The organism is Methylobacterium sp. J-059 (assembly GCF_022829485.1).
In the GTDB taxonomy this organism is placed as follows: Bacteria; Pseudomonadota; Alphaproteobacteria; order Rhizobiales; family Beijerinckiaceae; genus Methylobacterium.
Genome location: NZ_JAKSYA010000130.1, coordinates 1 through 22,284, shown reverse-complemented (window position 1 = coordinate 22,284; position 22,284 = coordinate 1). Strand labels below are relative to the sequence as shown.

The window sequence follows — 22,284 nt, the reverse complement described above, 5'->3', positions numbered from 1 at the left end:
TGGAGGGCCGTGGCATGGATATTCTCGCCGACGATCCGCCGTCGGCCGGATTTCCCCTCCCATGTCCAGCGACCCCGGTCACCCGTTCGCGGGCAACCTGCTCCTCGCCGCGCTCGCGGCGCCCGACGTGGCCCTTCTCGCGCCGCATCTCGCCCGACGGGAGCATGCCCGGGGTGACGTGCTGTTCCGCGTCGGCGAGGACGTCTCGCACGTCACCTTTCCCCTCGACCGGACCGTCGCCACCCTGCTGGTGCCGATGGGCGGCGATAGAACCGTCGAGACCGCCACGGTCGGGCACGAGGGCGCGATGGGCGGCGTGGTCAGCCACGGCTACCTGCCCGCCTTCACCCGGTGCGTGATCCAGGTCGAGGGCGCGGTCCTGCGCATGGATGCGGAAAGGCTGCGCGAGGCCAAGCGCGCCTCCCCGACGCTGAACGACCTGTTCGTGCGCTACGCCGATTGCCTGCTCGCCCAGGTGCTGCAGTCGGTCGCCTGCAACGCCGCCCATCCCGTCGAGCAGCGGGTGCTGCGCTGGCTGCTCGGCCTTCAGGACCGGGTCGGCACCGACGCCCTGCCGGTCACCCAGGTCGTGCTCGCCGGGATGCTCGGCATCGGTCGGACCTACGTCACCACTGTGCTGACCAGGCTCCAGGACCAGGGCCTGATCCATGTCGGGCGCGGCCGCATCCACATGCTCGACCGGGCCCGGACGGAAGCCGCCTGCTGCGACTGCCACGCCCGGGTTCGGGGGCACTTCCGTACCGTGCTTGGGGCGATCTACGCGCCGGGGGGCGGGATCGTCGCCGTCGAGGCGACGGAGCCCGGAACGCCACCGCCGCCCCGGCCCGAAGCCATCCTTCCCGAGCTCCGGGAGGCCGGCCGATGACCGCCCAAACCGCCATCCCGTTCGAGGTCTCCCTCCCGTCCAGGCTGGCGGCGCTCGACGCCTACGGCATCCTCGACACCCCGCCCGAGAAGGGTTTCGACGACATCGTCGCACTGGCCCGGAACGCCTGCGGCACGCCCGTCGCGCTGGTGAGCCTCGTCGCCGGCGACCGGCAATGGTTCAAGGCCCGCGTCGGGTTCGAACCCTGCGAGACCACGCTCGACAAATCGGTCTGCGCGCACGTCCTCGGGCAACCTGATCTCCTCGTCGTCCCCGACCTCAGTCAGGACCCTCGCACCCGGGACAATCCGCTGGTCACCGGCGACCCATTCATCCGGTTCTACGCCGGCGCCCCATTGGAGGCCGCCGACGGCGCGTGCATCGGCTCCCTGTGCGTGATCGACGTCGAGCCGCGACCCGACGGCCTGACCACGGACCAGGCCGAGTCCCTCCGGGCCCTCGCCCGCCAGGTCATGGTGCAACTGGAACTGCGGCGGTCGCTCGACGAACGCGACGGCCTACTCGCCGCCCAACGCGCGGCGATGACCCAGCACGAGGCCCTGCTCGCCGCCCAGGCCGCCGTCATGGGATCGGGCGGGCGGTTCGACGACGTGCTCGACGCGGTCGTGGCCGGGGCGCTGCGGGCGCTGCCCCATGCCGAGGGCGGCGTCGTGGAGATGCGGGAGGGCGACGAGCTCGTCTACCGGCGCGGGGCCGGGAGCCTCGCCCGCCATGCCGGCCTGCGCCTTCCGCTCCACGGCAGCCTTGCGGGGGCGTGCCTGCTGTCCTTGGAGGCGCGGGCGGTGGCGGACGTGCTCGACGACCCCGACGTGAAGCCCGACCTGATCGACGATCTCGGGTTGCGGTCGTGCGTGGTCGTCCCGATCACCCGCGACGGCGACGGCATCGGCGTCCTCAAGCTCCAGTCCAGCAAGGCCGGCGCCTTCTCGCAGCGCGACGTCGAGGTCGTCTCCTTGTTCGCCGGTACAGTCGCCGCCGGCCTCTACCGGGTCGGCGAGGCCGAGGCCCGGCGCAGGGCCAAGGCCACCGAGGACCGCTACGAGGCTGTCTTCAACAGCGCCATCGACTACGCGATCATCGTCATGGGCCTCGACGGGCGCGTCGACGACTGGAACGAGGGCGCCACCCGCATCCTCGGGTGGTCGCCGGCGGAGATGGTCGAGCGGCCGGCCGACGTGTTCTTCACCCCCGAGGACCGGGCGAACGGCATCGCCGAAAAGGAGATGCGGGCCGCGCTCGATCACGGCCGCGGCGTCGACGAGCGCTGGCACATCCGCAAGGATGGCACGCGATTCTGGGCCAACGGCGAGATGATGGCGCTGCGCGACGAGGCGGGCACGGCCATCGGCTTCCTGAAGATCCTGCGCGACCGTACCGAGCAGCGCGACGCCGCCGCCCGGCTGCAGGAGAGCGAGGGCTTCCTGCGCAGCGTGCTCGATGCCTCCGCCGATTGCATCAAGGTGCTCGACCTCGATGCGCGCCTCGAATTCATGAGTACGGGTGGCAGGACGGTCATGGAGGTCGACGACTTCGACGGCATCGCCGGGGCGGACTGGACCGGGTTCTGGGACGCGGCCGGCAAGGCCGAGGCCCGGGCGGCCGTCGATGCCGCCTCGGCGGGCGGCATCGGGCGCTTCACTGGACCGGCCTGCACGATGAAGGGCAACCGGAAGTGGTGGGACGTCCAGGTCACGCCGATCCGGGGCGGCGATGGCGCGGTCACCAAGCTGCTGGCCGTCTCGCGCGACGTCAGCGCGAACCGGAAGGCCGAGGAGGCGCTGCTCGCCAGCGAGATGCGCTACCGCGACCTGTACGAGAGCATCGGCGCCGGCTTCTGCGTCATCGAGGTCAAGCTCGATGCGACCGAGCGTCCGCTCGACTACCGCTTCCTGGAGGTGAACCCGGCGTTCGAGAGGCAATCGGGGCTCCGTGGCGTCCTCGGCCAATGGATGCGCGGCCTCGCCGACGGCCACGAGGAGCATTGGTTCGAGATCTACGACCGCATCGCCCGCGGCGGCGCGCCGGAGCGGTTCGAGCACGTCGCGAACGCTCTCGGCGACCGCTGGTTCGAGGTCTACGCCTATCCCTTCGGCGCGCCGGGCTCCCGCCAGGTCGCGGTGCTGTTCAACGACATCACCGCGCGCAAACGCACCGAGGATGCGCTCCGGGCGAGCGAGGCGAGCCAGCGCTCGATCCTAGCGACGGTACCCGTGGGCATCGTGTTCGCCGAGGCGCCCTCGGGCCGCGTGATCGGCGGCAACGCCTTCATGGAGACCGTGATCGGCCGGCCGACCATCGAATCCCGCGACATCGAGGGCTACGGCGAATGGATTGCCTACCATGCCGACGGTCGCCGGGTCGCGCCGACCGAGTTCCCCGTGGCCCGGGTCATCCGCGAGGGGCTGGAACGCTCCGAGCTTGAGGTCGAGTTCGAGCGCCCGGACGGCAGCCGCGTCTGGTCCCAGATCGTCGCCACGCCGATGCGCGACGCGGCCGGGACCGTCAACGGGGTGGTCGCGGCCATCTCCGACATCGACGCGCGCAGGCGGGTCGAGAAGCAGCGCGACCTGCTGAGCGCCGAGCTCAGCCATCGCATGAAGAACCTCCTGGCGATGGTGCAGGCCATCGCCGCCAACACCCTTCGCGGGGCCACCGACATCGACGTCGCCAAGGAGGTGCTGGCCGAACGCCTGATCACCCTGGGCAAGGCGCACGACCTCCTGTTGGGCGGCGCCGCCGAGCACGCCCCCATTGAACCGGTCATCCGCGGCGGGGTCGGCCTCCAGGACGACGGCTCGGATCGCGTTCACTACCGAGGGCCGGCGGTCGAGATCGGCGGCAAGGCGGCGCTCGCCCTCGCGCTGATGACGCACGAGCTCGCGACCAACGCCGCCAAGTACGGCGCCCTTTCGACCCCGGAGGGCCGCGTCGAGATCGACTGGGCCTTGCGCGACGAAGCCCCCGGCCCGGTCCTGACGATATCCTGGCGCGAGCGCGGCGGGCCAGCAGTGGTGCCCCCATCGCGAAAAGGGTTCGGGTCGCGGCTGATCGAGCGCGGTCTCGTCGGCGCGGTCGACGGCAGGATCGCGCTGACGTACCCGTCCGATGGGGTGTGCTGTGTCGTCGAGGCACCACTTCGTAATTTCCAGGACGTCCTGTGAGACCGCGCCGCAACATGGGACGCGTCCCGCGGTTGTCGCTCCGGCCCCATTTTCCAGGACGGCCAAGAACCCTTCCGCATGCTCGCTGAACCGACGTCACGGATCGATGCCTTCCCGCGCGCCGGCGGCGAGACGGGCGCGCTCATGCGGGCCCACGACTGGGAGCGCACCGCCCTGGGCGCGCCGTCGGGATGGCCCGCCGCGCTGAAGGTTGCCGTCAACCTGGTCCTGGGCTCGCCGGAGAGCATGTTCCTGGCGTGGGGGCCCGACCTCGCATGCTTCTATAACGATACCTACCGTCCGATCCTCGGCCCGAGGCTGCCGCATGCCCTCGGCACGCCGTTGCGCGTCCTGTGGTCGGACGTCTGGGACCAGGTCCGACCTATCATCGAGATGGCCCTGGCGGGCACGGCGAGCCGGTACGACGACCTGCCCCTGACCATGGCCCGGCGCGGGGTCGAGGAACAAACCTGGTGGTCGTTCTCGTACTCGCCGTTGTTCGACGAGGACGGCGAGGTCGTGGGGGTGTTCTGCGTCAGCAACGAGACCACGCAACGCCTGCTGTCCGAGCGCGCCCTGCGGGCGCGCGAGGCCGAACTGCTGCTCATCACCGACACCCTGCCGCTGCTGATCGCCTTCATCGACCGCGACCTTGTCTACCGGTTCGCGAACAGGGCTTACGAGGACTGGTTCTATAGGCGCCCCGAAGACGTGGTCGGGTGCCATGTTCGCGACCTGTTGGACGACGAGGGCCTCGCGGCGCGCCGGGCTGCCTTCGACGCCGCCCTGGCAGGGGACCAGGTGCGACTCGAACTCGACTGGCCGCACCGGGACGGGCGTCCCAGGGTCGCGGACATCCGCTACCTGCCACGCCGGGCGGAGGATGGCGCCGTCGACGGCTTCTACGTCTTCGTCCTCGACGTGACCGACCGCAAGCAGGTGGAGCACATGCTGCGGGAGACAAACGAGACCCTCGAACGGCGGGTCGCCGAACGGACGCAGGACCGCAACGCCCTGTGGCAGCTTTCGTCCGACATCATGCTCCGCTGCGGCTTCGACGGCACCATCGTCGCCGTGAACCCGGCCTGGACGAGCGTGCTCGGGTGGTCGGAGGCGGACCTCGTCGGCCGCAACCTGTTCGAGCTGATCCATCCCGGCGACGTCGAGCATACCGTCGAAGGGGCACAATCGTCCTCGGAGGGCCACTCGTTCGCACGCTTCGACAACCGCTACCGCCACAAGGACGGCGGCTACCGCTGGATCTCGTGGTCGACCCGACCGGACGCCGGGATGATCAACGCCGTCGGCCGGGACTTCACCGTCGAGCGGGAGCGTGCGGAGGCGCTTAAGGTCGCCGAGGAGGCGTTGCGCCAGGCCCAGAAGATGGAGGCCATCGGACAGCTCACCGGCGGCGTCGCGCATGACTTCAACAACCTGCTGACCGTGATCAAGTCCTCGACCGACCTGCTCAAGCGGCCGGACCTGCCGGACGCGCGCAGGCTCCGTTACGTCGGCGCGATCTCGGACACCGTCGAGCGGGCCGCGAAGCTGACGGGGCAGTTGCTGGCCTTCGCCCGCCGGCAGGCGCTCAAGCCCGAGGTGTTCGAGGTCGGGCGAAGCCTCACCTCGGTCGGCGACATGGTGGGAACTCTCACCGGCTCGCGCATCTCGGTCGACGTCCGCGTGCCAAGTGCCGCCGGCTTCGTGAACGCTGACCCGAGCCAGTTCGACACCGCGATCGTCAACATGGTGATCAACGCCCGCGACGCGATGGGCGGCGAGGGCCGCTTGGTCATCGAGATGTCGGAGGTCGCGGGACTCCCGGGCCTCCGCGGACACAACCCCGTGGCGGGCGACTTCGTGGCGGTCGCCATCGCCGACACCGGGGCTGGCATCGCGGAGGTCGACCTGGAGCGCATCTTCGAGCCTTTCTTCACCACCAAGGGCATCGGGCACGGGACGGGCCTGGGCCTCAGCCAGGTGTTCGGCTTCGCCAAGCAATCGGGTGGGGACGTCGCGGTCGAGAGCGAGGTCGGACGCGGCACCACCTTCACCCTGTACCTGCCCCGCGTGCCCGACCCGGTGACGCCCTCTGCCGCGTACGCGGAGCCGGAGCCGCTCGTCGACGGCCACGGCACCTGCGTCCTGGTGGTGGAGGACAACGCCGACGTCGGCGCGTTCGCCACCCAATCCCTGGCCGAGCTCGGCTACGCGACGGTCTGGGCCGAGAACGCCGACCAGGCACTCGCCGAGCTTGCGAAGGACGCTGGCCGCTTCGACGTGGTCTTCTCCGACGTGGTCATGCCAGGCATGAACGGGATCGACCTCGGCCACGAGATCCGCCGTCGTCACCAAGACCTGCCGGTGGTGCTGACCTCGGGCTACAGCCACGTGCTGGCCAAGAACGGCACCTACGGGTTCGAACTCCTGCACAAGCCGTACTCGGTCGAGGAACTCTCCCGCATCCTGCGAAAGGTCGGGACCTGGAGGCGGCGCAAGGGACTGCTCGGTGCCTGACGCCACATGCGACCGCCGAACGTGGGGGCGGCCCGATATCGGTGTATCGACGGCTTCCGGGGTGCCGGAGCGTGATACCCGAACGGCTCAGCGAGCCCCGCGGGAAAGGCCGCCGTCCTATTCCGCAGCCGCCCTGCGGGGACGGCGCCGGGACGCGGCCCGGCGGAGGATTCGCGACAGGGCCTCGACCGAGTACGGCTTCTGAAGGAGTTCGAAACCGTGGTCGCTCTCCTGGGCGAGGACGTGGCTGTAGCCGCTGGTGAGCACCACCGGCAGTCCGGGATAGAGCCGACGGATCTCTCGCCCCAGTTCCACCCCGTTCATGCCCGGCATGACCACGTCCGAGAAAACCACGTCGTAGGCGCCCGGACTCTCGGCCAGGGTCGTGAGAGCCTCGTCGGCGTTGGTGACCCAATGCGTGCCGTAACCGAGTTCCTGCAAGGTCTGGGTCGAGAACGTGCCGACGTCCCGGTTGTCCTCGACCACCAGCACGCAGGTGCCGCGTCCGTCGACCACGGCATCGACCGATGCAGCCGCCTCCTCCGTGTCGGCACCCCTTTCCGTACGGGGGAGGTAGAGCGCGAAGGTGGTGCCATGTCCCACCTCGCTATCGACCACCACCTCGCCGCCCGATTGCTTGGCGAAGCCGAACACCTGGGAAAGCCCGAGGCCGGTGCCCTGGCCGACCCCCTTGGTCGTGAAGAACGGCTCGAAGATGCGGTCGACCTGATCGGGGGGAATGCCGGAGCCGGTGTCGGTCAGCGCGATCCGTACGTAATCCCCGACTTGCTCCGGGTGGGAGCGCATCGCCGGAACGATGCCGACCGCCTCGACCGCGATGGTTAGACGACCCTCGCCGTCCATCGCGTCGCGGGCGTTGACCGCCATGTTCACCAGCGCCGTATCGAACTGGCTCGGATCGGCGCGGATGTGGCACGGCTCGTCGCCGATGCGGATGGCCACCTCGATCCGGGCGCCGGTGAGCGTTCCGACCATCTCGCCGATGGCCCTCACGCTCCGGCCGACATCGAACACCTCCGGCCGCAACGCCTGGCGGCGGGCGAAGGCCAGGAGCTGGCCCGTGAGCTTGGCGGCCCTGTCCACGGTGTCCGAGATCGCCCCGATGTAGCGGGCCCGTCGCTCCTCGTAGAGGTCCTGCCGCTTGAGCAGGTCGGTGGACGACTTGATCACGGTGAGCAGGTTATTGAAGTCGTGCGCCACGCCCCCGGTCAACTGCCCGACCGCCTCCAGCTTCTGCGACTGCCGCAGGGCCTCCTCGGCCTGGAGGAGGCTGGCGGCGCGCTCCTTCTCCCGGGTGACGTCGCGGGAGACACAATAGAGCAGACCCTCGACCGGGACGGCCGTCCAGGACAGCGTGCGGTAGCCGCCGTCGCGCGCCCGGAACCGGTTCTCGAAGGCCAGCGTCAGGCCGCCTGCGGCGAGCCGCGCGACCTCGGCCCGGGTCCTTTCCCGGTCGTCGGGGTGTTCGAGCCACTCCGAGGTCTTGCCGATGATGTCCTGGTAGTCCCAACCCAGGATGCGCTGCCAGGCCGGGTTGATGCTGACCCAGACGCCGTTGGCATCCGCGACCCCGAGCATGTCCTGGCTCACCTGCCAGATCCGGTCGCGCTCCTTCGTGCGCTCGGCGACCTGGGCCGCCAGGGTCTCATTGAGCGCCCGCAAGGCCCCCTGCGCCCGCACGCGCTCGACCGCGTCCCAGATCCGGGCCGAGACCTCGCCGACCAGCGAGACCTCGTCGGGCGTCCAGATCCTCGGCTCGCGGTGGTTGACGTAGACGACCGAGCGAAGGCGTCCCTCGTGGACCTGGGGCACGGCGACGATGGCGGCGATGCCGAAGGCGCCCATCCCGAGGCCGGCCGTGTCAGGATCGGCCTCGACGTCCCCGTAGACCGACGTCCGCCCCTTCCTGAGGTTGGCGATGTTGCCGGGGCCGAACACGTCGAGCGGGTAAGTGCCGGCCAGCGTCGCCACGCCATCGACGTACTCGGTGCCGAGGGCGACGGACATGCCGTCCTCCTCGACGAAGCCGTAGCCGACACGGCTGACCCCGAGGTAGCGCCCGAGGGCGTCCGCCGCTGCCTGCATCCGGCCGCGCGGGCCACCCTGCTCGCGAAGCGTATCGGTCAGGTCGAGCAGGAATCGTTGGCGCGCCTCGGCCTCCTGTCGTTCGGCGACCCGCATCTCCAATTCGGCGTTCATCTCCCGCAGGCGGCGCTCGTCCTGCCGACGGCCAGTGACGTCCGAGACCGTGAGCACGGCACCAACGATTCTGCCGCCCTCACGGACGGGGGCGTTCGAGCAGATCACCTCGATGGGTGTGCCGTCGCGCCGAAAGAAGGTGGCGTCGCGTTGCCGAAGCGTCTTCCCTTCGCGGATGGCCTCGACGAACCCGCATTCGGATGACGGGAACGGGCGCCCGTCCGGATGGTGGTGGTGGGCGGCCTCGTGCAGGTCCTGTCCGACCAGGGTGTCGTCGTCCCATCCCAGCAACGTGTGCGCCGTCCGGTTGGCGAAGGTGACCGTGCCATTGAGGTCGAGCTGAAACACCGCCTCGCTGACGTGGTCGGTGACGGTCCGGAGCAGGTCGGTCTGGCGCTGCAGCGCCTCGGCCGCCATTCGCTGGTCGGTCCGGTCCCGCAGGATCTTGAGGTAGCCGACGTGGCTGCCGTCCTCGGCGTGCAGGGGCATCATCTCGCCCAGCGCGAAGAACCGGGAGCCGTCCTTGCGCTGGTGCCAACGCTCGTCGTTGCCGCGACCTTCCTCGCGGGCGCTTTTCATCTCGCGCTCGGGAATGCCGGCGGCGACGTCCTCCCCGGTGAAGAACACCCGGGCCGGCTTGCCGCACATCTCGGCCTCGGACCAGCCGAGGATGATCTCGGCGCCCGCGTTCCAGCCAGTGACGAGGCCGTCGAGGTCCATGGTCACCATGGCGTAGTCGACGGCGCTGTCGAGGATCTGGCGGTGCCGGGTGTCCGCCTCGCGCACCCGACGGAGCGCGTCGTCCCGGGCGACCATCGAGCGGCGCAGTTCCATCTGGGCCATGACCTGACGGGCCAGCGTTTCCAGGGCTTTGGCCTGTTCGGGCGTCAGTCCCTCGGGCCGTGGCTTCCCGTCGATCACGCACAGGGTCCCGAGCGCGATGCCCTCGGGCGTTTCCAGGCGGGCGCCGGCATAGAACCGCAGGTGGGGTTCCCCGGTGACCAGGGCGTTGTCCCGGGTGCGCTGGTCGAGCGTCAGGTCCGGGATCACCAACAGCCCCGGCCTCGCGAGGGCGTGCGCGCAGACCGATTGCGACAGCGGGGTCTGGCAGGGGTCGAACCCAACCCGTGCCTTGAACCACTGGCGGTCTCCCGCGACGAGGCTGACCAGGGCCACCGGTGTGGCGCAGATCCGCGAGGCGAGCAGGACGATGTCGTCGAAACCCTGCTCGGCCTGCGTGTCGAGGATGCCGTAGCCGTCGAGCGCCGCGAGCCGGACCGGATCGTCCGCGGCGTCCGACATGGCGTGATCAGGCGCGGTCACGGACGACCTCCGGATCGGCGGAATGACGTCGGGCCTTGGCCTCGTCCCGTTCGATCAGCAGGCGAAGCGCCGCACGGACGACCTCGCTCGCCGAGGTGTACTCGCCCTTGGCGACCTGGGCCTCGACGTACGCGATCAGCGGTTCGGTCAAGGCAATGTGTCTGGAATGCTTCGCGGCCATCCGGAGCCCGTAGCAGCTCCCGAAATCGGTGTTGCAGCCGCGACACCCCGTGTCCTGACGATTTCACGGGCCCACGCTGTCGCAGGCATCGGCGAGCGGTCGCGCGACGAGCCCATCGTCCACCCGGAAAGGGTGGGACCACGGCCGGTTCGCATCAAGTGCGATGCCTGCAGGGTGCTTCGCGTTGTCTGCTTTTCCCGGACGCGCGAATCCCTCACTTCGGACCCAGGGTTCGGAACCCGGGGGACGACCCCGGCGATGTGTCCCGGATGCCTAGGACCCGAACCGCCAGCAGCATGTCGATACGCGAGACGCTACCCCTCGATCCGAGCCAACTGACCCGCGAGGAACTTGAGGCCGAAGTCGTCCGCCTGCGCGCCCGGGCCGACGCCGCCGCGCCCAGCCGACGTCAAATGGCGGTCCTCGACAGCACCACCTCCTTCGCCATCATCCTGACCGACCGAGAGGGATTGGTCACCGACTGGAACGTCGGGGCCGAGCGCATCCTGGGCTGGTCGGCCGAGGAGACGTGCGGGCGCAGGCTGGATCGCATCTTCACGCCCGAAGACATCGCCATCGACCGTGCCGGCACGGAGATGCTCCTGTCATTGGAACACGGTCGCGCCGACGACGAGCGCTGGCACCTGCGCAAGGACGGCTCGCGCTTCTGGGCCTCGGGCGAGATGATGCCGCTGCGGGGCGACGGGGGCGAGGACCTGGGCTTCGTGAAGGTCCTGCGCGACCGCACCGCCGAGCACCGGGCCGGCGAGGACCTGCGACACACCGCGATCCGCCTTCGCGAGAGCGAGGACCACTACCGCCATACCGTGGAGTTGAACCCGCAGGTCCCATGGACCGCGGACCCCCAGGGCAACATCACCTCGTACTCGAACCGGTGGCTGGAGCTCACCGGCCAGGCCCCGGGCGAGCCGCTCGGGGCCGGCTGGGCCAGGGCGATCCACCCGGACGACGTCCCGCACACCATGGCGGCGTTCGGGGCGAGCCTCGCTAGCGGCGAGCCGGTCGACGTCGATTACCGCATCCATGTCGCGGCCGTCGGCGAGCATCGCTGGATGCGGGCGCGCGCCTACCCGCGCCGGGATGACCGGGGCGAGATCGTCCAGTGGTACGGCATCGTCGAGGACATCCACGACCGCAGGCTTGCCGAAGCCCAACTCACGAGTAGCGAGGAGCGCTACCGCAGCCTGTTCGAGAGCATCGAGGTCGGCTTCTGCATCGTCGAGATGCGGTTCGAGGGCGCAGTCACGGTCGACTACCAGGTCGTGGAGGCCAACCCCGCCTTCGTGCGGCAGACCGGGGCGGACGTCACGGGCCGGTGGGTGAGCGAGTTCGCGCCGAACCTGGAGCGGCACTGGTTCGACACCTACGGCCACGTCGCCCTGACCGGGAAGCCGGCCCATTTCGAGCACTACGCGGACGTGTTCGGGCGCTGGTTCGACGTGCGCGCCCTGCGGACGGGCGATCCGGCTGCGCACCGCGTCGCGATCTTCTTCTCCGACATCACCGAGCGCCGGCGGGTCGAGCGGCGCGCCGAGGCCGGCGAGCGCGAGCTACGCCTCATCACCGACGCCCTCCCGGTCCTGATCTCCTTCATCGGCGCGGATTACGTCTACCGCTTCGCGAACAGGGCCTACGACGAATGGTTCTCCGTGCCTGCGGAGGAGGTCGTCGGCCGGGATGTCCGGGATCTCCTGGGGCCGGCGGCGTACACCGCCCGAAAGCCCTTCATGGACCGGGCCCTGGCAGGCGAGGCCGTCACCTTCGAGCTCGACTGGCCGCATCGGGACGGTCGTCCCCGTGTCGCCGAGATCCGCTACCTGCCCCGCCGGGACGCGGACGGCGGCATCGACGGATTCCATGTGTTCGTGCAGGACGTCACCGACCGCAAGCGCACGGAAGCCGACCTGGCGCGCCAGGTCGCCGCCCGCACGGCCGAACGCGACCAGATCTGGCAGGCGTCCTCGGACCTGCTCTGCGTCGCCAGCCTCGACGGCTACTTCCTCAGCCTCAACCCGGCCTGGTCGGCGAGGCTGGGCTGGAGCGACGTCGAGCTGAAGGCCCGACCGTTCCTCGACTTCGTCCATCCCGACGACGTCGCGGCGACCGTGGCGGCCGCGGGCGGGCTCGCGCGCGGCGAGGCCCAGCTCACCTTCGAGAACCGCTACCGGCATAGGGACGGGAGCTATCGCTGGCTGTCCTGGAACGCGGTGCCGCGCGATGGGCTGATCTACTCATCCGTGCGCGACGTCACCGAGACCAAGGCCCAGGCCGAGGCACTCGCCAGGACCGAGGAGGCGCTGCGCCAGTCCCAGAAGATGGAGGCCGTGGGCCAACTCACCGGCGGCCTCGCGCATGACTTCAACAACCTGCTCGCCGGCATCTCCGGCTCGCTGGAGTTGATGCAGACCCGGATGTCGCAGGGACGGATGGGCGACCTCGACCGCTACATGACGGTGGCCCAGGGCGCCGCCAAGCGTGCCGCTTCCCTCACGCATCGGCTGCTCGCGTTCTCCCGGCGCCAGACCCTCGACCCCAAGCCCACGAACGTGAACCGCCTGATCACCGACATGGAGGAGCTCGTCCGCCGCACGGTCGGTCCGGCCATCCACCTGGAGGTGGTCGGCCTCGCCGGGATCTGGCCGGCCCTGATCGATCCGGGCCAGCTTGAGAATGCGCTGCTGAACCTCTGCATCAACGCCCGCGACGCGATGCCGGAGGGCGGGCGCATCACCATCGAGACCGCCAACAAGTGGATGGACGAGGCTGGCGCGCGGCAGCACGACATGCCGCCGGGACAGTATCTCAGCGTCTGCGTCTCGGACACCGGCACCGGCATGTCGGCGGACCTGATGGCCAAGGTGTTCGAGCCGTTCTTCACGACGAAGCCGCTCGGCGAGGGAACGGGCCTCGGCCTGTCCATGGTCTACGGCTTCGCCCGCCAGTCCGGGGGGCAGGTCCGGCTCTATTCCGAGGTCGGCGAAGGAACCACGGTGTGCCTGTACCTCCCGCGCCACTACGGCGATGCCGACGAGGACGAGGTCGGGCGCAAGCTCGCCGAGGTCGGGCGCGCCGGACAGGGCGAGACGGTACTGATCGTCGACGACGAGCCGTCCGTTCGCATGCTGGTGACCGAGGTCTTGGAGGATCTCGGCTACACCGCCATCGAGGCCGCCGACAGCGTCGCCGGCCTGAAGGTGCTCCAATCGGACGTTCGCATCGACCTGCTGGTCACGGACGTGGGCCTGCCCGGCGGCATGAACGGGCGCCAGATGGCGGATGCCGGACGCGAGCGCCGTCCCGACCTGAAGGTGCTGTTCATCACCGGCTACGCCGAGAACGCGGTCCTCGGGAACGGCTACCTCAGCCCCGGCATGCAGGTGCTGACGAAGCCCTTCGTCCTGGAAACGCTTGCATCGCGCATCAAGGACCTCACCACGGCGACATGAGGAAGTGCCAACCGTTGCGGCCGTCCGGGCGCCCGGATCACGGCTTTGGCGGCATGTTCCGGAAACGGACCCATCCGGGCCAGGGACCTGTTAGGGGATTGGCGTCAGAATCGGACCAGGAAGGCATATCCCGCGGGGTATAGGCCGGCTTGAGGGTCCTCCACGTCGATGATGCGGTTTCCCATTCCCCGAAACGTCGTGGACCGATTGGACGCCGTGTCACGCACGGCGACCTGGATCGTGTTGGCGGTGGCAAGCCTGGCCTTCATCGTCTTCGATTGGATGGTGCCCGAGGTGGGGACGGGTCCGCTCTATCTGCCGCTGATCGCCTTGGCGGGATGGCGGCTCGGTCCCCGGGAGGCGTGGGCGGTCGCGGTCGCAGCAGCCTTCCTCAACATCCTTCCGCTCCACGGGATCGACGCCGGCATGTCCCCCCTCGCGGCAACGGTCCGGGGCCTAGTTCGCTTTGGGGCCTACGCGTTCGTGGCCGTGACCGTATCCGGCCTGCGGCGCGCCTTCGACCGCGAGCGTCATGCGGCACGCCACGACACGCTGACCGGCGCCCTGAACCGCGCCTCCGTCGAGGCGCATGCCCGCACGGTTCTGGGATCGGCCGTATCGGGCGCCCCGGTGACGGTGTTGGCCCTCGCGGACATCGACGGGTTTAAGTCCGTCAACGACACCGCCGGCCACGCGGCGGGCGACGACGTCCTGCGCAGGTTTTCCGCTTCGGCCGCGACGGTGCTCGGCAAGGGCGACCGGTTCGGCCGCCTCGGCGGCGACGAGTTCGTCGTCCTGCTCCAGGCGAGCACCACGGCGGCCGCGGCATCCCGGGTCGAGGCGGTCCACCGCCGGCTTCGCAACGGCCTACGTGGTTCGGGACACCCCATCGGCGTCAGCATGGGTGCCCTCGTCGTGCCACCCGGGGCGACGACGGATTGGTCGGCTGCGCTTCGCGAGGCCGACCGCCTCATGTACGTCGCGAAGCGCTCGGGAAAGGGCGGGTTCCGCATCGAGATCTCCGCGACGACCGACCCGGTCCCGGGCGAACGGAACGCGGCCTGACGCCCGATCCCATCGGTTCGTCCGGATGGAGGTCGAAGGCTCGGGTTCGGTCCGAGCCGACCTGGCCTTCGTCCAATGGGGCGGGCATATCTTCGGAACGACCTCGACCGGACGATCTTTTCCCACGATGAATCGCATCTCTACGAGCGACAGGGAACCCGCACGGCTCCGTGCACTCGATGGCTACCGCCTGCTGGACACCCCGCGGGAAAGCGACTTCGACGAGATCGCCGAGACGGCGGCCGACCTGTTCGACGCCCCCATCGGGGTGGTCAACCTGATCGGTGACGGTCGCCAGTTCTTCAAGGCCGAGGTCGGCCTGGGCGTCCGCGAGACGCCGCTCGATTCCTCGTTCTGCCGCCAGGCCCTCCTGCAAGAGGACTTCCTGTACGTTCAGGACGCGACCCGCGACCCGCGGTTCGTGGACAACCCGCTCGTCACCGGGGACCCCGGGCTGCGCTTCTATGCCGGCGCCCTCCTGAAGACGTCCGACGGGCATCCCATCGGCACGGTCTGCGTTCTCGACACCAAGCCGCACGCGCTTTCCGAGCGCCAGCGCAACGGGCTGCTGCGCCTCGCCCGCCAGACCATGGCCCAGATGGAGCTGCGGAAATCCCTGCGGGAGCAAGCCGAGCAGCGGCTGCTGCACGAACGCATCCTCGACAGCGCGACGGATTACGCCATCGTCGCCACCGACGCCGACGGAAGCGTCACCCGGTGGAACGCGGGGGCCGAACGCATCATGGGGTGGAGCGAGGCGGCGATGCTGGGCCGCCCGGTGGCGACGTTCTTCACGCCGGAGGACCGGGAGATCGACCGGCCGGCCACCGAGATGTCGCTCGCCCTGAGAGACGGAAGCGCCCCCGACGAACGCTGGCATATCCGCAAGGACGGCAGCCGCTTCTGGGCCAGCGGCAAGATGATGCCGCTGAGATCGGACGCCGGTGAGGTCGTCGGCTTCGTCAAGATCCTGCGCGACCAGACCGGACAGCGCGAGGCGGGCGCCGTCCTGGAGGCGAGCGAGCTGCGCTACCGCTCCCTCGTCGAGGTCAGCCCGCAGGTGGTCTGGTTCGGCGACGCCGACGGCAACGTCACCTACTGCAACGCCTACTGGTACGACTACACCGGCCGCCCCGCCGGCGAGGTCGGCGAGGCCAGTTGGATGGCGGTCATCCACCCCGACCATCGCGAGGCGACGCGGCGGGCATGGCTGGCGGCTGCGAGATCGGAGGGATCCTACGAGGTCGAGTTCCTCCTCCGGCGGGCCGACGGGGAATACCGCTGGTTCCTATCGCGCGCGCAACCGGTGCGGGACGCGAACGGGACGCTGCGCAGCTGGATCGGCACCTCGCTCGACATCCACGAGCGCAAGGTCGCCGAGGGGCGCTTCCATGCCCTGACCGAGCTCGCCCCGGCCATCATCTGGTTCGGGAATCCCGACGGCAGCCTGAGCTACCTCAACGACCGCTGGTACGCCTACACCGGACAGACCCCGGAGCAGGCTTTGCCGCTGGGCTGGGGCGAGGTGATCCACCCGGACGATATTGAGGGCCTGATCCGCGTCTGGGACGATGCCCGTGCTCGCGAGGTGGTCTACGACACCGAAGCCCGGCTGCGCCGCGCCGACGGCGCCTATCGCTGGTTCCTGATCCGGGCCGAGCCGATGCGGGACGGCAACGGCGCCGTCGTGGGATGGCTCGGCAGCGACAGCGACATCCACGACCGCAAGGAAACCGAGGTGGCGCTGCACAGGGCCAGGGAGCAGTTGGGCCTCGCCGTCGAAGCGACGGGGACGGGCATCTTCGACTACGACCTCGTCGCGGATATCCTGGAATGGGATGGCCGGACGCGAACCCTGTTCGGCCTCCCGCCAGGCGCGCCCGTCAGTTACGACGTCTTCCTGGCCGGCCTGCACCCGGACGACCGCGCCTGGGTCGACGCCGCGGTGCATGCCGCGCTCGACCCGACCGGAAGCGGCGCCTACGACATCGCCTTCAGGACAGTGGGCATCGAGGACGGCGTCGAGCGCTGGGTGGAAGCCAAGGGGCAGGCCATCGTCGCTGGGGGACGGACCGTCCGCTTCATCGGCACGACCCGCGACGTCACCGAGAGCCGCAGGGCCGAGCGGGTCCTGCGAGAGACCGAGGAGCGCTATCGTCTCGCCTCCCGCGCGACCAACGACGCGATCTGGGACTGGGACCTCGCCACCAACCACGTCCTCTGGAACGAGGCGCTCCACGAGGCCCATGGACACGCCCCCGATGTCGTCGAGCCGACCGGCGACTGGTGGATCGACCACATCCATCCTGACGACCGTTCCCGCATCGACGCCTCGATCCACGCGGTCATCGACGGCACCGGATCGGCCTGGAGCGACGAGTACCGCTTCCGGCGCGCGGACGGGTCATTCGCCGAGATCCTCGACCGCGGATACCTCATTCGCGACGCCGACGGCCGTGCCGTCCGCATGATCGGCGCGATGCTCGACATCACCGAGCGCAAGCGGGCCGAGGAGCACCAGCGCCTTCTCACGGGCGAGCTCCAGCACCGGGTCAAGAACACCCTCGCCCTCGTCCAGGCGATGGCCAGCCAGACCTTCCGCAACGCGTCCGACCTGCAGGCCGCCCGGGAGGCGTTCTCCTCGCGCCTGATCTCGCTCGGACGCGCGCACGACATCCTGACCCAGTCGAGCTGGACCCAGGCACCCATCGCCGACGTCGTCGAGGGCGCCCTGGCTGTCCATCGCGGCGGGACCGGCACGCGTATCCGCGCGAGCGGGCCGGACGTGCACCTTTCCGCCAAGCCGGCGCTCGCGCTGGCGTTGGCGCTGCACGAGCTCGCCACCAACGCGACCAAGTACGGGGCGCTCTCGAACGACGTCGGCACCGTCGACCTACGCTGGCACGTCGTGCACGAGAACGATGCGCCGCGCTTCCGCCTGACCTGGTCCGAGCACGGTGGCCCGCCCATCTTGGCACAGCCCTCGCGCCGGGGCTTCGGCTCGCGGCTGATCGAGCGCAGCTTCGCGGCCGAGGTCGGCGGCGAGGTCAGGCTCTCCTACGATCCAACCGGGTTGGTCTACCGCCTGGAGGCATCGCTCGCTGCCATGCAGGAGGCCAACGAGGAGGCGGCGGCCTAGTGGTGATAATCCAACGGATGGAGCCCGGGCCTTAGGTTTGCTTTCGACCCTTTGGAGAAGGTCGGAAGGTCTGCTTCCGGGCCCTCACCGAAACAGCACCATATGACCGGGTTGGGTGGAGAGCAGTCCGGCTGCTTTCGGTGGTGTGCTGTGCTTATGCAGACATAGGCACACACCGGGGTCGGCATGGCGGCCGACAAGGTCGCCGACCTGGTCCAGCTCGACCGACGCACGACCACGAACGGGACCGCTGGCAAGCGAGGCAGCGGCCTCGGCCTCCTGCTCTGCCGAAATCTCGTGGAGCGTCAGGGACGCACTCTAACCGTCGAAGGCGTGCCCAGCCGCGGCACCACGTTCGACTTCATCCTGCCGAGGCCGCGGTGGTCGGGAGGAAGCGCCTCGCACTGCTCGGGACCTGAACCCGCATGGCGTATCACCGGCGCGGGCGCACGTTTGACCGCACCCTCACCCGGACTCGCTCACGCCGACGCTAACGGACATTTCCATCGCTGCAGCGGAGGGTCCGGTGAAGCTTCCACCCGGCGGCATCGCCTCCCTGATGTCGTTCACCGCCACCAAGACCAGGTTGGCGCCCCCCAACGCTGCGGGAGGCGGGGTTGAAGGAGATCCGACCCGCGCCGGGTGATGCCTCGCCACGGATCGGTTTCGCTGGGCTCAGTGGATGTTGCCCGACGCATCATCCCCGCCCTGCCGCCGGGCCAGGTCCCTGCCTACGGCGAACAGCAACGCGTCGACCATCGGCAGGAGATGGTCCGAGGCGCCTCCCAGGGCGAGCGACCTTGCCATGAGGATGTGCTCGGCGAGGGCGTCGAGTGCCGTGACCGGCGCGAACTCACCGGCGGACGGGGTCACCTCGAACCTTTCGAGCTCCGCCTGCGCGATCAGTCTTCGTCCTTGGGGCTTCACGTCGGTGATCTGCCCGAAAAAGCCGAGGAAGCCCCGTCGATTCGGCAACCATGAGGGGGTGGCGGAGTCGCTCACCCACACGTAGGTGCCGTCCTGGCGCCGGAGGCGATATTGCAGGGTGAACTCGCATCGCGCCGCGCAGGCATGCGGGAACGTCTCGACCATCAGGTCACGGTCGTCGGGGTGGATGACGCTCGCCCAGCCCGACCCCAGGCCGGCCGGGGACCGCAGCCCGGTGACGGCGTACCACTCCGGACACATGTAGGTTGTCCGTCCCTCGTCGTCCGTAACCCAGATCATCGTGGCCTCCCTGGCTGGGCCGGCTCAAGGACGTGCGCCCGCACCGAAGATGGCTCCAATCCGGGTTTGCCGTGATGTTGCGGCAAAATCCATCATCCTGCCAGGGGACCAACCAGTCCCCCTTGCATCCGCCATGGCCTATCCAGCCACGACCTGCCGCATCGGATCCGTGTCACCTGCCCACCTGGCCCAGCGCTTCAGCCTTCGGTGGGGTCTTAATGGAAGATCCCGCCGTGCTCCGGAGCTGAGCACAGCGATATTCCCACGTAGTTGCATGGCACGAACGCGGTGAACTCGGGCTAACTGGATCATTCCCTGGGCAACGAACCCTTCGCCGGCATCGACAGCGGCCATTGCGATGGCAGCGAGCTGGGACGCGCATGCGTCGTCGGTCGCGGCCGCATGAGCCAACGTGATCATCAGTTCCAGAACGGCCTCACCCATTGAGGCGAGATAGGCCTCAGCCCGAGCTTGGCCAGCGGCGCTGGCTTGATGCGCCTCAACCTCGCAGCGGGAAGCGCTCCATGAACCGCATGCCGTGCCATAGCTCGACCGCATGACCGGCCACGAACGCCTCGGCCTGACGCAGGGCGTCTTGATCGTCGAAGGCGGGTAGGTTTTCCAGTCTTACCACACGCCCGTCAGCGTTGACCAGGAAGGCATGATAACACGGTGGCACGGGTAGCCTGTCGAGATCGGCAAATCTCATGTGTTTCGAGTTCATCGGCATCATGCCTCTCCGTTCGTGAGAGCACGATGGGTCAGGTCGTCCGCTCGTATCGGAGGTTAGCGAAGATTTAACAATGCTCACCTAAATTTGATAAAATTATACCTATGCCAATTAAAAAGGCGCGCCGGGTCAGGGCGCGCCGAGGTGAGTTGAGAACGGTTCACGGGAAGAACCGAGTTGAGCCCTAGCACAAAGCCCGGGAACCGATTGCTCATTTGATCGACACGACGAGGAATGCGCCCGTCACCACCGGCCCATCCCGGAGCCGGCACCTGTTTGGTGGCGGCCTGCACGTCGGAGAGCAAAGCCAGTGGGCCCTGCATCGAGATGACGTGCGGGGATTGGCGCTCATACGGGCCGTCGACCGAAGGCGTTCTCCGGAACTTGATGGCGAGGCTGAAACTTGCGGCCTCTCGATCCCGTAAGCCTCCTCGAAGACCCCGCCCCAAGCATGTTCGAAGCATAAGCTTCCGAGCGTGCCTTAACTTGTCTAATTGGCAAGCTTGATGTTAAATCATTCGGCTTAGATCGGAACAAGTATGGAATTATTCTGTTTTCACGAAGGTTGAATGAGACATTCACCACTATAGGAGATCCCGCATGAAGAAGTTTACTCTCGCCCTCACCGCCCTGGCCGCCCTCAGCGGCGTGTCCCTGGCAGCCGGTGCCGCAACGGCCGCCCCGATGGCCGTCAACGGCCTGCAGTCCGATACCGGCGTGACCCAGGTCCGCATGATGCACGGCGACCGGATGATGATGAAGAAGCGCATGATGAAGCGCCGGATGATGAAGAAGCGCATGATGATGAAGCGCGGCATGTAATTCGAGGCGTCCTACGCTTCCGGAGGTCCCGATCCAGGGGCCTCCACCCTTTTCGAGGATCGCCCCGAGGAAGACCGTTTGCCCCGCACCTACCTAGCGCGCTCCGCGCCCGACACGGGCGAGGTCGAGACACGACGCTGGATGTTCCGGCACCCGGTCGTCATCCGCGTCGCGCACTGGGTCAACGCGATCTGCCTCCTCGTGCTGCTGATGAGCGGCCTGCAGATCTTCAACGCCCACCCTGCCCTGTACTGGGGCAAGGTCTCCGCCTTCGACACGCCGCTGATGGCGATGTCCTCGACGGAGGACGATCCGCCGAAGGGCGTCGTCACCATCCTTGGGCGGACCTTCGACACCACCGGCTGGCTCGGCTCCTCGGCAGGTGCCGACGGCGAGGCGGCCGACCGCGGCTTCCCGTCCTGGGCGACCCTGCCGAGCGACCAGGACCTCACCGGTGGCCGAAGCTGGCACTTCTTCTTCGCCTGGGCCTTCGTCCTGAACGGCCTCGCCTACCTATTCTACGGGCTGGTCAGCGGACAGCTTAGGTTCCGCGTGATCCCGTCGCGCGACCAGGTCCGACACTTCGGCGCTTCGGTATGGGAGCACCTGACGCTGCGTTTCCCTGAAGGTGACGAGGCCAAGCGCTACAACGTCATCCAGAAGCTCACCTACCTCGTCGTGCTGTTCGTGCTCCTGCCCGCTCAGGTCCTGGCGGGGCTGGCGATGTCGCCGGCCATGGATGCGGCCTTTCCCTTTCTGCTGACGCTGTTCGACGGGCGCCAGTCGGCGCGCACGGTCCACTTCGTCGTGGCGGCCCTGCTCGTCCTGTTCGTAGTCGTGCACGTCGCCGTGGTCGTCCTCTCGGGCTTCCGGAACAACATGCGTGGCATGATCACCGGCTGGTTCGTCATCGAGCGGAAGGTCGAGCCGTTACCGGAGCGGACGTCGACGGAGGCCGCCTCGTGATCCGGCAACCAAGCCGCCGCTCCCTCCTGCTCGGCGCCACCGCCGCCGCCGGTACAGCGATGCTCGGCGGCTGCGACCGCCTCGGCAACGCGGAGTGGTTCAGGCGCACCCTCAAGACCGGCGAGGACGCCAACCTCTTCGTCCAGCGCGTGCTGCTCACCGACCGGACGCTGGCACCTGAGTTCGCAGAGGCCGACATCTCGCCGTGGTTCAAGCCAAACGGTACCGAGGACCCGCCGGACAAGGATTACAAGGCCCTGGTGAAGGGTAAGTTCGCCAAGTACCACCTGGAGGTTGGCGGCCTCGTGGAAGCGCCCTTCAAACTGTCGCTGGCCGAGCTCCGCAAGCTTCCCGCCCGCACCCGGATCACCCGGCACGATTGCGTCGAGGGCTGGAGCGCCATCGGCAAGTGGACCGGGGTGCCGCTCGCCGACCTCCTCTCCCGGGCCAAGCTGAAACCGGAGACGCGCTACGTGGTGTTCCACTGCGCCGACACCATGGACCAGGGCAGTCCGCTGGAAGGCGGCGAGGAAGGCGCGGAGACCGACGAGGCGGCTCC

General features: G+C 68.8%; 13 protein-coding genes and 1 pseudogene. 10 read left to right on the top strand and 4 right to left on the bottom strand.

From position 1 onward, the window contains the following. The first annotated feature begins 61 nt into the window (after positions 1–61). The 3 genes from MKK55_RS18505 (at position 62) to MKK55_RS18495 (ending at position 6,585) form a co-directional block, all read left to right on the top strand. A complete protein-coding gene (locus MKK55_RS18505) occupies positions 62–886 on the top strand; it encodes a Crp/Fnr family transcriptional regulator (RefSeq protein WP_243937039.1) in 825 nt (274 codons plus the stop codon). Further along, on the top strand, positions 883–4,068 hold the full coding sequence (locus MKK55_RS18500) for a PAS domain S-box protein (RefSeq protein WP_243937038.1): 3,186 nt from the start codon (positions 883–885) through the stop codon (positions 4,066–4,068). The genes MKK55_RS18505 and MKK55_RS18500 overlap by 4 nt, the downstream gene beginning before the upstream one ends. Before the next feature lie 78 nt (positions 4,069–4,146). Then, entirely contained in the window at positions 4,147–6,585 is a 2,439-nt protein-coding gene (locus MKK55_RS18495) for a PAS domain-containing protein (RefSeq protein WP_243937037.1), read from the top strand. 117 nt (positions 6,586–6,702) lie between these two features. On the opposite strand, the gene MKK55_RS18490 is transcribed toward MKK55_RS18495, so the two are convergent. Both MKK55_RS18490 and MKK55_RS18485 read right to left on the bottom strand, forming a co-directional pair. Continuing rightward, positions 6,703–10,107, bottom strand: coding sequence for a PAS domain S-box protein (locus tag MKK55_RS18490; protein WP_409566090.1), 3,405 nt, complete (start codon positions 10,105–10,107; stop codon positions 6,703–6,705). A 7-nt stretch (positions 10,108–10,114) separates the two neighbouring features. Further along, positions 10,115–10,279 carry a type II toxin-antitoxin system ParD family antitoxin gene (locus tag MKK55_RS18485; protein WP_243937035.1) on the bottom strand — a complete coding sequence of 55 codons (165 nt, stop codon included), beginning with the start codon at positions 10,277–10,279 and terminating at the stop codon, positions 10,115–10,117. A 326-nt stretch (positions 10,280–10,605) separates the two neighbouring features. On the opposite strand from MKK55_RS18485, the gene MKK55_RS18480 reads away from it, so the two are divergent. From MKK55_RS18480 to MKK55_RS18465, 4 genes and pseudogenes are all read left to right on the top strand, one after another. Beyond that, on the top strand, positions 10,606–13,776 hold the full coding sequence (locus MKK55_RS18480; RefSeq protein ID WP_243937033.1) for a PAS domain-containing sensor histidine kinase: 3,171 nt from the start codon (positions 10,606–10,608) through the stop codon (positions 13,774–13,776). 216 nt (positions 13,777–13,992) lie between these two features. Next, positions 13,993–14,841, top strand: a complete 849-nt coding sequence (locus tag MKK55_RS18475) for a GGDEF domain-containing protein (protein ID WP_243937032.1) — start codon at positions 13,993–13,995, stop codon at positions 14,839–14,841. A gap of 127 nt (positions 14,842–14,968) precedes the next feature. Further along, complete coding sequence (locus MKK55_RS18470; protein WP_243937031.1) at positions 14,969–17,980, top strand: PAS domain S-box protein; 3,012 nt, start codon at positions 14,969–14,971, stop codon at positions 17,978–17,980. A gap of 183 nt (positions 17,981–18,163) precedes the next feature. Continuing rightward, positions 18,164–18,601 (top strand): annotated as a pseudogene (locus tag MKK55_RS18465) (sensor histidine kinase); the annotation flags it as partial. Between the two features lie 54 nt (positions 18,602–18,655). On the opposite strand, the gene MKK55_RS18460 reads toward MKK55_RS18465, so the two are convergent. Continuing rightward, positions 18,656–19,207 (bottom strand): PAS domain-containing protein, encoded by a 552-nt coding sequence (locus tag MKK55_RS18460; protein ID WP_243937029.1) that lies wholly within the window; start codon positions 19,205–19,207, stop codon positions 18,656–18,658. Between the two features lie 499 nt (positions 19,208–19,706). Next, the gene (locus tag MKK55_RS18455; protein WP_243937028.1) at positions 19,707–19,940 is read right to left on the bottom strand and encodes a hypothetical protein; all 234 of its coding nucleotides are present in this window, start codon (positions 19,938–19,940) and stop codon (positions 19,707–19,709) included. A 597-nt stretch (positions 19,941–20,537) separates the two neighbouring features. Here MKK55_RS18455 and MKK55_RS18450 point away from each other — a divergent pair. The 3 genes from MKK55_RS18450 to MKK55_RS18440 form a co-directional block, all read left to right on the top strand. Further along, a complete protein-coding gene (locus tag MKK55_RS18450) occupies positions 20,538–20,759 on the top strand; it encodes a hypothetical protein (protein ID WP_243931997.1) in 222 nt (73 codons plus the stop codon). Positions 20,760–20,900: 141 nt separating this feature from the next. Then, positions 20,901–21,725, top strand: coding sequence for a cytochrome b/b6 domain-containing protein (locus MKK55_RS18445; protein ID WP_243937142.1), 825 nt, complete (start codon positions 20,901–20,903; stop codon positions 21,723–21,725). Further along, a partial coding sequence (locus MKK55_RS18440; RefSeq protein WP_243937026.1) for a molybdopterin-dependent oxidoreductase occupies positions 21,722–22,284 on the top strand: 563 nt, incomplete at its 3' end. The genes MKK55_RS18445 and MKK55_RS18440, both read left to right, overlap by 4 nt.